Source organism: Ancylobacter sp. IITR112 (assembly GCF_041415945.1).
Classification (GTDB): Bacteria; Pseudomonadota; Alphaproteobacteria; order Rhizobiales; family Xanthobacteraceae; genus Ancylobacter.
The window spans coordinates 142,370-157,114 of the sequence record NZ_JBGCUS010000002.1; the positions used below are offsets into that span (position 1 = coordinate 142,370).

The window sequence follows — 14,745 nt, forward strand, 5'->3', positions numbered from 1 at the left end:
GAATGACCACCACCTCTGTCGATCAGACCAAGACGACCCACGAGCATTCGGTTCCGAATGCCTCGTCCTGTTGCGGGGGCCATGCCGGCGCAGAAGCCACGGAGAAAACGAATGCTCATGGCTCCTGCGGAAATCACGAACGCGCGGCGGTGCCCGCCACGGCCGTGCCAGCGAGCGATCAAGACCATTCGGTCTCCAGCGTCGGTCATCATCAGAAGAAGTCCGGCTGCTGCACCGGCAGCTGACAGCGCGATCCGTGAACGAGTGGATGGTTGTAGTCGGGCATCCGCTCCGACTTCGACAGGAGACGACGATTGTGAAGACCACAACAATTGACGTGGAGCAATTTTTCGATGTGCTCGATCCGCTCGTGGTCGAAAAGCACCTGCGTCGGCTGCCAGGTGTCACCTCCGTCGCCGTCAACTTCGCATCCGGCACGGCTACGGTCAGCTTTGACGAAAGACGCATCAGTCTGGAAGCCATCCAAGCGGAGGTGAGCGCCTGCGGCTTCCATTGCCGCGGCGAGGTGGTTCCAAGGCATCAGTGCGTGCCGAACGAGACGACCGTGCCCCCGGCGCATGCGGCAGCGCTGCATCACCATGATGCCGGTCACCCGAGTCACGGGGCGCATCCGGCCACCGGGACGCAGGACAAAGCGGTGCCGATCTCCCATGATGCCATGGCCCATGAGATGGGCCATGGCGCGGGAATGGACATGCAGGGCATGGTCCGGGATATGCGCAATCGGTTCTGGGTCGCGTTGATTTTCTCGGTTCCGATATTTCTGCTGCAGCCGATGGGCATGGATTTCCTGCGCATCGATCCGCCATTCGGTCTCGATCGTGAAATCCTGCTTTTCGTTCTTGCGAGTGCCGCGATCCTCTATCCGAGCTGGCCCTTCGTCGTCGCGGCGATCCGCGCGCTGCGCAACGGCGTGCTCAACATGGCGGTATTGGTGCTGCTCAGTGTTGGCACGGGCTACCTGTTCAGCGTCGGCTCGACTTTTTTCTTCAAGGGCCAGCAGTTCTACGAGGCTGTTTCTGTTCTGCTGGTATTCATCCTGCTGGGACACTGGCTTGAGATGCGTGCACGAGCCGGCGCGTCCGAGGCAATCCGTCAGCTCATGGACCTCGCGCCGCCCAAGGCCACAGTGCTCAGGGGCGGCGTCGAGATCGAGATCCCAACCGCCGAGGTACTGCTCGGCGATACGGTCATTCTGCGTCCCGGCAACAAGATCCCTGTGGACGGCGAGGTTTTCGAAGGTCGCTCCGACGTCGATGAATCGATGTTGACGGGCGAGTCGATGCCGGTCTCGAAGAAGCTGGGCGACATGGTCATCGGAGCCACCATCAACAAGAGTGGCAACTTGCGCTACAAGGCGACGAAGGTGGGCGCCGACACAGCCCTCGCCCAAATCGTAAAGCTTGTCCAGGAAGCGCAGAATTCCAAAGCGCCGGCGCAGCTTCTCGCCGATCGGGCCTCGCAATGGCTGGTGCTCGCGGCGATCCTGATCGGTCTCGTCACCTTCGCGGTCTGGTATTTCTGGATCGGTCAGACCCTCCTCTTCGCGCTGACGCTGACCATCACCGTCTTTGTCATCGCCTGTCCCGATGCACTCGGACTTGCCACGCCGATGGCGGTCATGGTGGGAACCGGGCTCGGCGCCATGAACGGCATCCTGTTCAAGAACGCTTCCGCGCTGGAAGATGCTACCAAGCTCGATGTCATCGTTTTCGACAAGACCGGCACACTGACCATGGGGCAGCCGCGTGTGGTCGACGTGATTGCGGCAGGCCACGCGTTGCCGGATGAGGTGCTTCGCATAGCGGCCGCTGTCGAGCACGGTTCGGATCATCCCCTCGCGCTGGCGATCATCGAGCGCGCCGAAGGGCTCACTGTGCCGGACGCGCAGTCGTTCCTCAATCTCGAGGGGAAAGGTGCTCGCGCAGAGATCGAGGGTCAAACGACGTTCCTCGGCAATCGCCGGCTCATGGACGAAGAAAAGATCGGCCTTGACGAACTCGCCGATGCGGCAGAGCAGTTGAAGGGTGCCGGCCGAACCGTGGTTCACGTGGCCCGTGGTGGCCGCCTTCTCGGCCTCGTCGCGATCGCCGACGCTCCGCGCCCCACCGCCCAGGCGACGGTAGCCAAGTTGCGCGAGCGTGGCGTGCAGGTCGCCATGCTGACCGGCGATAACGCCGGCACAGCGAAGCGAATTGCCGCAACTCTTGGCATCGACATGGTGCTGGCCGATGTACTGCCCGGCCAAAAGGCGGCGAAGGTTCAGGAGCTGCAGGCTCAAGGCCACAAGGTTGGCATGGTTGGCGACGGCGTCAACGACGCTCCCGCACTCACGCAGGCAGACGTGGGGTTCGCCATCGGTGCGGGAACGGACGTCGCCATCGAGAGCGCCGACGTCGTGTTGATGAAGAGCGATCCATACGACATCGTCGGCGCCATCGAACTCTCCCGCGCGACCCTGCGCAAGATGCACCAAAACCTGTGGTGGGCGGTGGCCTACAATGTCATAGCCTTCCCGCTCGCAGCGGGCGTGCTCTACCCAATGCTCCTGAGCCCAGAAATCGCCGCTCTCGCCATGTCTGGCAGCTCGGCTCTGGTGGCGATCAACGCACTGATGCTCAAGCGCACACGGCTGGCCGGCATCACGCGCGGTACCAGCGTCCAAAGTAGTCCGACGGAGACCGCGGTTGAGGCAGCGGCGTGATCGCGGTGAACGCCTTCCAACCACTGCGATGGTGGATGATGTTCTCATTGCTGTTGGCAATGTTTACGATTTCCGTGGGCTATGGGTTCCTTCTGCCGATACTTCCGCTTGCGATTGAACGGATCGCAGGAACGACGGAACCTACGGTCCTATCACGGCATACCGGCATGCTGACCGGAACCTACACCATCGCGCTGTTCTTGTTCGCACCACTATGGGGCCGCCTTGCCGATCGGCATGGTAGCCGTCCCGTGCTGCTCGCGGGACTGATGGGGTTCTCCCTGACGCTGGCACTGTTTGGGCTCGCCAATGGCCTCCCGTTGCTCTATTTCGGCCGCTTTCTGAATGGGTTGTTCTCGGCTTCCATTGTACCCGCAGCCTATGCCCTTATCGGCGACTATGCTCGCACAAAGGAATGGCGCGCCCGCCGCTTTGCTCTGCTTAACATTGCCGGTGCCATCGGCTTCCTAGTCGGGCCGATGCTGGGAAGCTTCACCGTCGTCGTCGCCCGCGAACTCTTCCCAAGCTCAGGCGAGGTCGCAGTTTCCGTTTCACCCTACTTAGCCACATCAGGCTTTTCGCTCCTGGTGGCGCTGGCAGTATGGTTCTTCGTGCCCGACGCCACGGAGCGCGACATAAATAAGGAAGGAATTGCAACCGGACCGGAGGGCCGCGCCGCCCTTCCACGCCTCCTTGTCATTTCGTTCGTGACCGCCGCGGCTGTGGGCGCCTTCGAAGTTGGCCTCTCGCTTCGCGGAATGCAAGTTCTCGACATGAGTACCTATCAGATCGGGCTCATGTTCAGTGTGTGCAGCCTCGTCATGTTGGTCGCCCAAACGATCGTCTTCTCACCGTTCGTGAAGCCGGAGACCACACGCTGGTTCCTCATGCCCGCTCTCGCTGTGTTGGCAACGAGCGTCGCGGCCGTGCCGTTTGCCTCAGCGCCCGCGTCCACTGCCTTCGTCGTGGGGGCGATCGCGGCCAGCGCTGGCATCCTCTCCCCCATTGCGACGTACTGGATTTCGCTCAGTGCCGGGGAAAGGCAAGCAGCGGAATTGGGCCGCCAGACTGCGGCTGCGAGTCTCGGCCAAGCCGCCGGATCGGCCGCCGGCGGTCTGCTGTTTGGCGTTTCCTTCGTGCCGAACGCGCCTTTCACGCTCGCGGCCCTCGCCGTGCTGGGAGGCTTCGTCGCAAGTCTGGGTATCCCGGGCCTACTGGCACGGGTGAACGGTCCCGCCGCTCTTGAAGCGGCGCGCTGACGGATCTCGGCGACTTGAAATCGCGATTCAGCGAGAGAACGTAAGTGATGAATTGGCGAGCCAAAGATGTCCGACTGAATTGGATGGGCTCTCCGCTGAAGGCCTGTCAAATTGGCAGGCAGCTACGCTTCCGTAGTGTGAATTGCAGCGGTCGATACGTCGGCATGCGACAAATCTCATGAATAGGATTTCGAGATGGGCAAGAACGAAAAACGCGAGGCTACCGGCCAAGCACTTCACGAACTCCAGGTGGATTTGGCGCGTCTTCAGAAGCACCTCATCAAATCCAGCAAGAAGGTTCTCGTGATCTTCGAAGGGCGGGACGCCTCCGGCAAGGATGGAACGATAAAGCGAATCGTTGAGCATCTCAGCCCGCGCGAGACGCGCGTGGTCGCGCTGGGCAAGCCGTCCGACCGCGACCAGAAGTCCTGGTATTTTCAACGTTGGGTGCCGCACCTGCCGGCAGGCGGGGAAATCGTGCTGTTCAACCGCAGTTGGTACAACCGCGCTGGAGTCGAGCGGGTGATGGGGTTCTGCAGTAACGAGGAATATGACGAGTTCCTCATGACGGCCCCGCTGTTCGAACAGCTGCTCGTCCATTGTGGCGTCACCATTCTCAAGTACTATTTGGATATCTCGCGAACTGAACAAAAACGCCGGCTAAGAGATCGACGGGACGATCCACTCAAGCAGTGGAAGCTGAGCCCCATCGACGACACAGCGACGAAGCACTGGGACGACTATAGCGCAGCTCGGAACGAGATGCTGGCTCGCACGCACACTCCATTTGCGCCCTGGACAGTCGTGCGCGCAGATGAAAAGTCAGTGGCGCGGCTTAATGTCATCCGAGATCTGCTGACGCGCTTCGACTTCGACGGTAAGGACCGTGCTCGCGACCTTCCCGACCCCAATGTCGTGTTTCTGTATGACAAGGCGGCGGTTACGAACGGCCTAATCGCGGAGTAATTGTTTCGAAATAGAGCTGCCACTAAGCAATGCTGCAACGTCCCGCCGCCTCTCCACGAAGTGTAGAAAAACGCGCGGATCGATTGGACGTACGATCCGCAAGCAGCCCACCCGGCACCAAAGAGTAATGGCGCCTTCAACACCCCCACGCTGATGGGAGCAGAAGCCATAGGCATTCTCGATGTCGTCGAGCTTGTAGCGGTGGGTGATCAGCGCCGTTACATCGATCCGACCAGACGCAATCACGTCCAGAAGCCGCCGTATCCGCTCCTTGCCGACCGGACCAACGGCGTGGCGATCTTGTGATCTCCGAGCCCCCAGCAAAGGCCCTAAGCGGGATCCGAAGGTCGGGCGAGTAGACGCCGGGCTCGGAAGAGTACCGCCCGGCCGCAGCGCGCGCAGCGCAGCCTCGACCGTTGCCAAGGTTCCCAAGGCCTCGTTCGCGACGTCGGCCGTTCGTGATCCTCATCAACTCCTCGACACGGTCTGCATTCTTGAAGTCGAAGACGAAGCCCGCGCCAAGCATCTGCCACACGGCCAAGCGAAGCATTGATCAGAGTTAATGAACTGTCGAGCATTTGCAAAGGTAGCCCCATTTTGCCAGAATTTTCGGGGCACCCAGGCCGTCGTTGCGGCTGCGCTCATCGGCGATCGATTGAAGCCAACATCGAATGCTGGAGTTTAACCCCAATCAAAGAATGCGCCCGCCCTGCGAGGTTGATTGGCATTCAACCGTCGTCGTCTGTGTGGGGCCGAGAATGAGCATCCCATCCGATCCTTCGTCTGCCTCCACCGTCTCTGAGAGGCGCCAATCGATTGATATCGAAGCGAGTCGATCAAGCCCAATTCGGTCGCTCAAGAAAATCAGAACGAATGCGACAATGCTCATGCTGCGCAAGATGCTCGCGCAGATCATCCACAACGGCAGATTAACCGTGATCGGGCCGAACGGAGGCGTTCATCACATCGGTAGCGGAACTCCGTCCATTGCGATTCGGATCGTGGATCCAGCTGTGATTCCGCGGCTGCTCCTCAATCCAGATCTTGCCCTCGGCGAAGCCTACATGGATGGCGCATTGTTGGTGGTCGATGGGGATATCTACGGCTTTCTTGATCTCTGCTTTTCAAACCTCGGCTGGGGCAGTGGCCAAGGGGTAAGGCGCGCGCGTGCAATCCTGAGCCGTCTCATCCGACGCTTTGCTCAGCACAATCGCATCTCAGTCTCACGTGCGAATGTCGCGCACCACTACGATCTCTCGGACACGCTCTACGAGCAATTTCTCGACGCAGACCGTCAGTATTCCTGCGCGTATTACAATTCGAGTGGCGACACACTGGAGTGTGCACAAGAACAAAAGAAGCGGCACCTGGCGGCGAAGTTGCTACTGAGCTCAGGACAGCGGATCCTCGACATTGGATCGGGGTGGGGTGGGCTTGGCCTCTATCTCGCCCGGGCTGCCGACGTTGATGTTACTGGCCTGACATTGTCGACTGAGCAACACGCATACTCCGAACGACGCGCTGCCGAAACCGGCTTGGGGAACCGGGTGAGATTCTTGCTGAAGGACTATCGCCAAGAAGAAGGACGATACGACCGCATCGTGTCCGTCGGCATGTTCGAGCATGTCGGCGTGGGGCATTATCGCGAATACTTCAAGAGGGTCAGGAAACTCCTCACTGACGAGGGAGTGGCTGTGATCCATACGATCGGGCGCACTGACGGTCCCGGTGCTGCCAATGCTTGGATCAACAAGTACATCTTTCCGGGCGGATACATCCCGGCGCTGTCGGAGGTTCTGCCCGCCATCGAGCAGGCGGGGCTGTACGTCACCGACATCGAGATACTGCGGCTACATTATGCAGAAACGCTGAAGGCGTGGCGGCATCGCTTCATGACAAACCGTGAGCACGTCGCGAAAATCTACGACCAGCGGTTCTGTCGCATGTGGGAATTCTACCTGGCCAGTTGCGAAGCAGCCTTTCGTCATGGCGGCCTGATTAATTTCCAGATTCAGGTGAGCAAGCGCCTCAGTGCCGTGCCGTTGACCCGCGATTACATCCAGGACTGGGAGCGATTGCGCAGGGTTGATGCGGCGGATGTCGATGCGCCTGTTCAATCTGTTGCCCATCCAGCGAAAAGCGGAGGGCTTGCACGGTGACCCTCGTTCGCTCCCTCCTCTTCGATCTGACATTTTATTCGTGTACAGTCTTTCTGTCTGTCCTCGCAATGCCAGCGCTTCTCGTCTCGTAGCGCGCGGCAGCGCGCGTTTCCGAGCTATGGGCGAGCATTTCCCTGTTACTGCTTCGGTCACGCATCGCACTCGGTCTTGCCGTGCTGGTGCTCGTGGTGCCGCGGCTCGCCAGGAATGCTCCTCGGCTCTCTACCCGCGTTGGGACCAAGCCAGAGGGTCCAGAACCCTTGCGTCCTAGCAGCCATGTCGGTGGCGGTGCGGATGCTCGTCGTCACGCTGGTTATCGACCGCTTGGCCCGAAGCGGCCATCCCGGTCAGATACTTTTCGGGAGCAGCCTCGAACGCCTCCCGGTTTTCGCGGGACGCGAAATAATAGGCACGGTCCCGATACACCGAAGAGATTGAGGGACTGCCGCTGATGGGCTGCCGGCTCACGGGATCAATGACCAATCGCGAACCGGCGCCACCGTCGGATGGTGGGCGATCTTGCGCGGTTCCGTGGTTGTGGTGTACCGATCGGCCCATTCCGTGGCCGCCCATGCGGGTCATGAAGAAAAGCGCGCCTATCGCAAGTGCGATCCATATCCAGTTCTGGAAGATCCAATCCATGTCCGCCTCCTGTCGACTGAGGCATTGAGGAAAGCTGAAATTGCAGTGAAAGCTTTGCGGCAGGTTAAAGATCGCCACTTACGCAGCGCGAGGCGCCGAAACAAATCGCAGCGTGCGCCCTGAGGGATTTTGAATCCGCAGCCTCGCGGTTGTCTTGGCGCCCCCGATCAACGATACGGTCTTGCATCATATGGAGCCGTAGGTGCGGCCAGTGCCGATGGGTATACCGAAAATCGGGGATCGGGATCGGCCATATGTGGGGCATTGAGCTATTGTGGAGTAGATATTTTTCGTAGTGGAGGAGCATCCGTTCCATTTCAGGACACGCTGCGGAATCATCCCGCTGGCCGCATAGTTGCAAATAGCAGAACCCCCGCTCATCGACATGATCGAGGCGCTCGATCGATCACGGCCCGATCGTGATTACGTGAGCCGCTCTTCGCATTCCACCTTGATGTCCTGCGTCCGATCCCGCAGGCGAATTGTCAGGTTGATCCGAAACGGTCCACTACCGAGCATTTCAAAGTAGTTGCCATGACTTTCGGCAGCGGCGAATCTGTATCTGACTAGAGGTCTCCTGGCTCCCGGCACGGCCAATTTTGGAGACGCGCGGCGAGACGTCTGCGCCGGTGAGGCGGAGCCCAGTCCTGACGTCGAAGAGTGCAACAACGATATGGAATTCCGCGCGGGCGGCAGCCCGGCCGCCATGCATGGAATTCTCCGTGTGGCCTGGCGGATGACCGCGGATCAATTCCGCCGGCAGGATCCTGGGGGCATCGCCGCGACCCTGCTGTCGCCGCCAGGGGCCGCTGCTGCGGTGTGGACCGATCCAGAAAGCAGAAGGAGGCTCAGCGGCCACTTCGACACTCCCCGCTCGCATGGTCGTAAGCCCTCCCACCTCTGGCCAAAGCCCTACGGTGGCGTGCGAAGCACCGGCGGAGGTTCGCTCCGTTCCCAACCCGCCGCGATAGCAGGCCGCCGCAGCCAGAAAGGCTGACACTCAAGAGGAATTCACAACGAGGGTCGGCAGAGGAAAGCTTGATCTGCGTTAAAGAACGTGGGTGGGCGCGGCCGTAACCTCAAGTCCTGTCACGTTCTGGTAGAGGCAACCTCAGAAGACGTCTCAACCATTGAAAGAGTTGGCTAGACGATGACCAATAAGCGTGAAGCGGATGCTCGGCATTCGGAAGCTGATGCGCAAGGTCAGGAAGCCGCGAAGCCAGCGGACGCGGCTGTACGACGAGCGCTTGTCGAGGCACGCGAAGAATTTCTGGTCTTTCTGCATCATCGGGTAGGCAGCCGGGACGAGGCCGAAGAGTTGTTGCAGCAGTTCTCGCTTCGGGCGCTCGAGCGCGCCTGGCAGTTGCGGGACGTCCGCACGGTTCGCGGTTGGCTCGGGCGCATTCTGGCGACCACCCTCGTCGATCACCAGCGACGCGCCGTCAGACGCCGTCGTCAGGAGGTCGACATGGGCCAGTCGGATGTGGAGAGCCTGCCGATCGAGCCGGATCGAGAAACTGACGAGGCCGTCTGCAACTGCCTGCATAAGCTGCTACCGACGCTCAAGCCCGAATATGCCGATGTAGTCTGGCGCTCCGACATTCTTGGCGAGCCGCGTGATCGGATCGCCGCCAGCCTCGGCACCACACTCAACAACATCGCGGTCAGGCTCCACAGGGGGCGCCAGGCGCTCCGCAAGAGGCTCGAGGAAATGTGCCTGACCTGTCCGGTCCACGGCTTTCTCGATTGCCGGTGCGATGAGGCCGAGCGCATTCGCCAACAAGCTCGCGGTATCGGTGACGAAACCAAAGCGCCGCCCCAGGACGGATGAATGCAATGAACACAGATGAATGCCATCGCACCCGGCTACATCGCAACGGATACGGTTGATGCCATGTCCAAAGATACTCTCGCAAAGATCGAGGGGGGCAACGCCGACGAGGTCGCACGCATCGTCCGGTTCCTGGTGGGCGGGGAGGCAACGTTCGTCACGGGCTCGAAGGTCACCGCCAATGGCGGCCTGTTCATGGCATAGCGCCACCGAAAATAGAAAGGACATCGACATGGCACAGTCGAACGTCGTGCTCTGCACCCCGGTGCGGACAGCCATCGGCACGTATGGCGGAACGCTGAAGGACATAGCGGCACCCGATCTCGGGGCGGTGGTGATCAGGGAAATATTGTCGCGCGCGAAGATCGCAGATGGCGCGATCGGCGCCGTGGTGATGGGACAGGTCGTCCAGGCCGGCGCCAAGATGAACCCCGCGCGGCAGGCGGCCATCAAGGCCGGCATTCCGGTCGGAGTTCCGGCGATGACCATAAACCGGGTGTGTGGCTCGGGTGCACAAGCGATCGCGACCGCTGCGCAGGAGATCATGCTCGGCCTCGCCGAGAGTGCCATCGCCGGTGGCATGGAGAACATGGACCAATCGCCCTACCTGATGTCCGGCGGACGGTGGGGCTACCGCATGGGCGATGCCCAGATCTACGACAGCATGCTGCGCGACGGCCTCAACGACGCCTTTTCCGATCACCACTCGGGCTTGGTAACCGAGGGTCTCGTCAGCAAGTTCCAGGTGACGCGCGAGGCGCAGGACCGCTGGGCGGAGCGGACGTGACCTGAGACCCTTTTCTCCTCCGGTCTGAGGGAGAGTCCTGGGTTTGATTTCTGGCCTTAGGCGGCCTGTTTTTCCAGCGAGGATTTGAGGGCGAACTCGGCGGGCGTGATGTTGCCGAGGGCCGAGTGGGGTCGATACCGGTTGTAGTCCTCCTTCCATGAGGTGATGGTGCTGCGGGCCTCGACGAGCGTCGAGAACAGCGTGTCGTTGAGGCACTCGTCCCGGAAGCGTCCGTTGAAGCTCTCGACGAAGGCATTCTGCGTCGGCTTGCCGGGGGCGATGTAGTGCCACTCGACGCCGGTCTCCTGGCACCAGCGCAGGATCGCCATCGAGGTGAACTCGGTGCCGTTGTCGGACACGATCGTATCCGGCCGGCCGCGCAGGCGAATGACATCATCCAGTTCGCGAGCCACGCGCAGGCCCGAGAGCGAGGTGTCGGCGACGAGCGCGAGGCACTCGCGCGTGTAGTCGTCGACGATGGCGAGCACCCTGAAGCGGCGACCGTCCGTGATCGTGTCGGAGAGAAAATCGAGGCTCCAGCGCGCATTGGCCCGATCAGGCACCAGCATGGGCCTGCGCGTGCCCAGTGCCCGTTTGCGGCCGCCACGCCGGCGCACCTGTAACTTCTCCTCGCGATAGAGCCGCCGCAGCTTCTTCTGGTTCATCACGATGCCCTGGCGGTCCAGCATGATGTGGATCCTGCGGTAGCCGAACCGCCGGCGCTCTCCTGCCACGGCCTTCATCGCCTCGCGCAACAGGGCATCGTCCGGCCGGGTGCTCGTGTAGCGCACCGTCGAGCGGTCGATCGTCAAGGCCAGGCACGCCCGACGCTGGCTCACCGCATGCACCGTGCAGGCATGAGCCACCGCCTTCCGCTTCGCATCGGGCGTCACCATTTTTTTGCGGCGACATCCTTCAGGATCGCGTTGTCGAGCATCTGTTCGGCCAGCAGCTTCTTGAGGCGGGCGTTCTCATCCTCGAGGGTCTTCAGCCGGCGCGCATCCGACACGTCCATCCCGCCATACTTCGCCTTGAACTTGTAGAAGGTCGCCGAGGAGATGCCGTGCTTGCGGCAGACATCCGCCGTCGCAGCTCCAGCCTCCTGCTCCTTCAGCATCCCGATAATCTGCTCTTCCGTGAATCGTGAGGGGCGCATCGTCCGTCTCCGTGAGTGACGGACTCTACTCAAATCTGGAGGAAGATCAGGGTCTCAGGTCAGACGCAGCAACGCTTTGGCGCGGCTCAGGCGGCCGGCAAGTTCAATGCCGAGATCGCGCCGATCGAAATCGCCGGCCGCAAGGGACCGACGATCTTCGACAAAGACGAGCACAACCGCCCGGACGCGACGCTGGAGTCACTGGCCAAGTTAAAGCCGGCCTTCCGCAAGGATGGGACCATTACCGCCGGCAATGCACCGGGCCTCAACAGTGGCGCCGCGGGGGTGATCGTCGCGGATGCCCGCTGGGCCGAGAAGCACGGCCAGACGCCGATGGCCCGTCTTGTGGCCTTCGGGGTCGGCGCGGTAGAACCCGACCTGTTCGGTCTCGGGCCGGTTCCCGCGGTTCGGCAGGCCCTGGATCGCGCTGGCTGGAAGCTCGGCGACGTCGAGCGCGTGGAAATCAACGAGGCCTTCGCGGCGATTGTCCTAGCACTCATCGGGGAGCTCGGACTCCCGGAGGACATTGTCAATGTCGAGGGCGGCGCCATCGCGCATGGCCATCCGATTGGTGCGACAGGGGCCGTTCTGACGACCCGCCTCCTTCACGCGATGCAGCGGGACGGTCTCCGCCGCGGATTGGTGACGCTGTGCATCGGGGGCGGTCAGGGGATCGCGTTGGCGCTTGAGACTCTCCACTGACCGCGAGAGCTTAAAAAGCGACCCGTTACAGTAAATCGAACGCCGCATTCCTGAAACGGCAACCAAAACAATGACGGAGAGAGAAATGGCCACGAAGAATGAGGCGCCAGTTGGTTTCAATCGCTTGAACGCGGTATTCGCATGGTGGGGACTGTCGGGCGCTGACAATACCGGTAAGCTCGACGGTCAGTTCAAACGGTTTCAGGCATTCGCGTCTGATCTGCAGAAGGCTTATGGCGAGACATACAGCGCTCAGATGAGCTCTCTCCTTGGCGCCAATGAGCGTATCGGACGCTCGCTTCTGGAATTCGTTCGCTGCAGGCGGCCGCAGGACGTGGTCGCTGCAGAATCGAGCGTCATGGCGGCGATCCTGGAAGAGACGTCGCTGCAGACGAAGACCTGGCTCGAGCTCTCGCAGAAGGTCCAGGAATGCTGTGCAAACATGGCGCGAGAGTCCGCAAGCGAGATTAGTCAGTGGGAAAATGAAACCCTGATGTCAGAGGCAGTGTCAAGGCATCTTAGCCGCACATTGGGTTGAAGAGCGGTCCCTGGGGTCTTGTCGAGACTTTGCTGAACAGCCGGCAGGGCAGCCTGATTTCTGGCCGCTGTTCAACGTCCTCGCCCAAAAGACCGGATGATGGAGATGGTGATGCCCGAAGCAAGATCGGATTCCGCGCTGATTGACCAGCCGAAGGGGTCGCCGGGGCGGCAAATTGCTGATCGGTGGGATATCGTGGCGCCCTCTCCGGTGAAGAGCCTGGAGCCGGCCGTTGCGGCGAATCCGGCCGGACCGACGATCAACATCAATGATCCCTTCGCTTATCAGCGGGATGTCTTCGAACGGTCGATTCTGTTTTGGGATACGCTGCGCCGGCGCGCCAACAACATGATCGCGCATGAGCGGACTGGGAAACCGCCGCTTCTCGACTTCGACTATGAGACGCTGGTCGATGCCCGGCACTTCGAGCGGCCCGTCAACTACGCTCTCCTGCGGATTACTCGGATCGGCGACGATTGCATCGAGGATTGTGTCGATCCGGCGAAGCCGCCCGTCGTCATCCTCGACCCCAGAGCCGGCCATGGCCCCGGCATCGGCGGCTTCAAGCGCGACTCTGAGATTGGGATCGCCATGCACGAGGGCTATCCGGTCTATTTCGTTTCCTTCTTTCCTGAACCCTGCGCGGGTCAGACCCTGGCCGATGTGCTGCATGCGCTCGGCCGCTTCGTCGAGGACGTGGTCAAACGCCACCCCAGCAAGCCTCCCGTGCTCTATGGCAATTGTCAGGCCGGCTGGGCAATCACCTTGCTCTCGGCGGATTGCGAAGGCCTAGTCGGGCCAGCCGTGCTCAACGGTTCTCCACTCTCTTATTGGGCGGGGGAATCGGGCGTCAATCCGATGCGGATCGCTGGCGGGCTGCTCGGTGGCGTCTGGGCCACCCACCTCCTTGCCGATCTTAATGACGGGCGCCTGGACGGAGCGTGGCTCGCCTTTAATTTCGAGAACCTTCAGCCCGAAGCCGTATGGAAGAAATACGCCAACCTGTTCACGCATGTCGACACGGAACGCGAGCGCTTCCTCGAGTTCGAGCGGTGGTGGAACGGCTTCTACTTCCTCAGCCGGGAAGAGATCGTTGCCATCGTCGAGAACCTCTTCATCGGCAATCGACTCGAGGAGGGCAAAATGCGGATCTGCGACGGGTGTGTCGCCGACCTTCGGCGCATTCGTAATCCGCTGGTGATCTTCGCTTCCTACGGCGACAACATCACCCCGCCGCACCAGGCGCTCGGCTGGATCCCAGTGGTGTACAGCGATACCGACGATCTAAAGGCTGCCGGTCAGCGCATCATCTATCTGACGAACCCCCATGCCGGCCATCTCGGCATTTTCGTGTCTGCCAAGGTGGCGAGGTTCGAACATCGCGCGATCCTCGAAAGCCTTGGCGAGATCGAGACCCTCGCTCCCGGCCTCTACGAGATGAAGATCGACAATCCGAGCGGAGATCCGGACTGCCGCAAGTCGGAATACTCGGTCCGGTTCGAAGAGCGGCGTGTCGAAAATCTACGGTTCGAGACGCCCCACGCGGAGTTCGAGCAGGTTCGGCACCTATCGGAGGTGAACGAGCAATTCTACAAGACCATGGTCAGCCCGTTCGTTCGCGGGGCCTCCAATCCCTGGACGGCGGCAACGCTCGAATGGCTCCATCCCATGCGCACGAGCCGCTACCTGCTGTCGGAGTCTTTCAGTCCATGGATGCATGGCGTCGCTGCACTCGCGCGCCTGATCGAGCAGCACCGCCAGCCGCTGCCCGAGAATGATGGCAATCTGCGTCGTGAGCGGGAGGCGATTGACCGTGTCTCCGAAGCGATTGAAAACGGCCGCAAACAACGCGACACGGCGGAAGAGGGGGTCTTCGAAGCGTTTTACCATCGGCCAGCCTCAGCGCGGCCATCGACGCCACCGGCTTGACACCATCGTCGTTCGCCGAAGCAAGTTGGTGCGATTGAGCATTCGGCGAGA

At 61.1% G+C, this 14,745-nt stretch carries 11 protein-coding genes and 3 pseudogenes; 11 read left to right on the top strand and 3 right to left on the bottom strand.

Annotated elements, in window-relative coordinates:
* Positions 1-2 precede the first annotated feature (2 nt).
* The 4 genes from AAC979_RS22255 to ppk2 all read left to right on the top strand — a co-directional run bounded on the left by AAC979_RS22255 (position 3) and on the right by ppk2 (position 4,950).
* Positions 3-245 (top strand): hypothetical protein, encoded by a 243-nt coding sequence (locus AAC979_RS22255; protein WP_371349168.1) that lies wholly within the window; start codon positions 3-5, stop codon positions 243-245.
* 71 nt (positions 246-316) lie between these two features.
* Complete coding sequence (locus tag AAC979_RS22260; protein ID WP_371349169.1) at positions 317-2,725, top strand: heavy metal translocating P-type ATPase; 2,409 nt, start codon at positions 317-319, stop codon at positions 2,723-2,725.
* The gene (locus AAC979_RS22265; protein ID WP_371349170.1) at positions 2,722-3,984 is read left to right on the top strand and encodes an MFS transporter; all 1,263 of its coding nucleotides are present in this window, start codon (positions 2,722-2,724) and stop codon (positions 3,982-3,984) included. Before AAC979_RS22260 ends, AAC979_RS22265 begins: the two co-directional genes overlap by 4 nt.
* Before the next feature lie 195 nt (positions 3,985-4,179).
* The gene (gene ppk2 / locus AAC979_RS22270) at positions 4,180-4,950 is read left to right on the top strand and encodes a polyphosphate kinase 2 (protein WP_371349171.1); all 771 of its coding nucleotides are present in this window, start codon (positions 4,180-4,182) and stop codon (positions 4,948-4,950) included.
* Positions 4,951-5,088: 138 nt separating this feature from the next.
* Here the strand turns inward: ppk2 and AAC979_RS22275 are convergent.
* Positions 5,089-5,494, bottom strand: a pseudogene (locus AAC979_RS22275) (zinc-binding dehydrogenase); the annotation flags it as partial.
* A 337-nt stretch (positions 5,495-5,831) separates the two neighbouring features.
* On the opposite strand from AAC979_RS22275, the gene AAC979_RS22280 reads away from it, so the two are divergent.
* Complete coding sequence (locus AAC979_RS22280; protein WP_371349172.1) at positions 5,832-7,109, top strand: class I SAM-dependent methyltransferase; 1,278 nt, start codon at positions 5,832-5,834, stop codon at positions 7,107-7,109.
* Positions 7,110-7,376: 267 nt separating this feature from the next.
* On the opposite strand, the gene AAC979_RS22285 is transcribed toward AAC979_RS22280, so the two are convergent.
* Positions 7,377-7,751, bottom strand: a complete 375-nt coding sequence (locus AAC979_RS22285; protein WP_371349173.1) for a hypothetical protein — start codon at positions 7,749-7,751, stop codon at positions 7,377-7,379.
* 1,150 nt (positions 7,752-8,901) lie between these two features.
* Here AAC979_RS22285 and AAC979_RS22290 point away from each other — a divergent pair.
* The 3 genes and pseudogenes from AAC979_RS22290 to AAC979_RS22300 form a co-directional block, all read left to right on the top strand.
* Positions 8,902-9,582 (top strand): RNA polymerase sigma factor, encoded by a 681-nt coding sequence (locus AAC979_RS22290; protein ID WP_371349174.1) that lies wholly within the window; start codon positions 8,902-8,904, stop codon positions 9,580-9,582.
* Positions 9,583-9,597: 15 nt separating this feature from the next.
* Positions 9,598-9,786, top strand: a complete 189-nt coding sequence (locus tag AAC979_RS22295; RefSeq protein WP_371349175.1) for an SDR family oxidoreductase — start codon at positions 9,598-9,600, stop codon at positions 9,784-9,786.
* 28 nt (positions 9,787-9,814) lie between these two features.
* Positions 9,815-10,366 (top strand): annotated as a pseudogene (locus AAC979_RS22300) (beta-ketoacyl synthase N-terminal-like domain-containing protein); the annotation flags it as partial.
* A 59-nt stretch (positions 10,367-10,425) separates the two neighbouring features.
* Here AAC979_RS22300 and AAC979_RS22305 read toward each other — a convergent pair.
* A protein-coding gene (locus AAC979_RS22305) for an IS3 family transposase (RefSeq protein ID WP_371349176.1) occupies positions 10,426-11,525 on the bottom strand; the annotation gives its coding sequence in 2 pieces (ribosomal slippage) (positions 10,426-11,264 and positions 11,264-11,525; 1,101 coding nt in all).
* Positions 11,526-11,588: 63 nt separating this feature from the next.
* On the opposite strand from AAC979_RS22305, the pseudogene AAC979_RS22310 reads away from it, so the two are divergent.
* From AAC979_RS22310 to AAC979_RS22320, 3 genes and pseudogenes are all read left to right on the top strand, one after another.
* Positions 11,589-12,227, top strand: a pseudogene (locus AAC979_RS22310) (acetyl-CoA C-acyltransferase); the annotation flags it as partial.
* Between the two features lie 85 nt (positions 12,228-12,312).
* Entirely contained in the window at positions 12,313-12,765 is a 453-nt protein-coding gene (locus tag AAC979_RS22315; protein WP_371349177.1) for a hypothetical protein, read from the top strand.
* A gap of 99 nt (positions 12,766-12,864) precedes the next feature.
* On the top strand, positions 12,865-14,694 hold the full coding sequence (locus AAC979_RS22320) for a DUF3141 domain-containing protein (RefSeq protein WP_371349256.1): 1,830 nt from the start codon (positions 12,865-12,867) through the stop codon (positions 14,692-14,694).
* Positions 14,695-14,745: the final 51 nt, after the last annotated feature.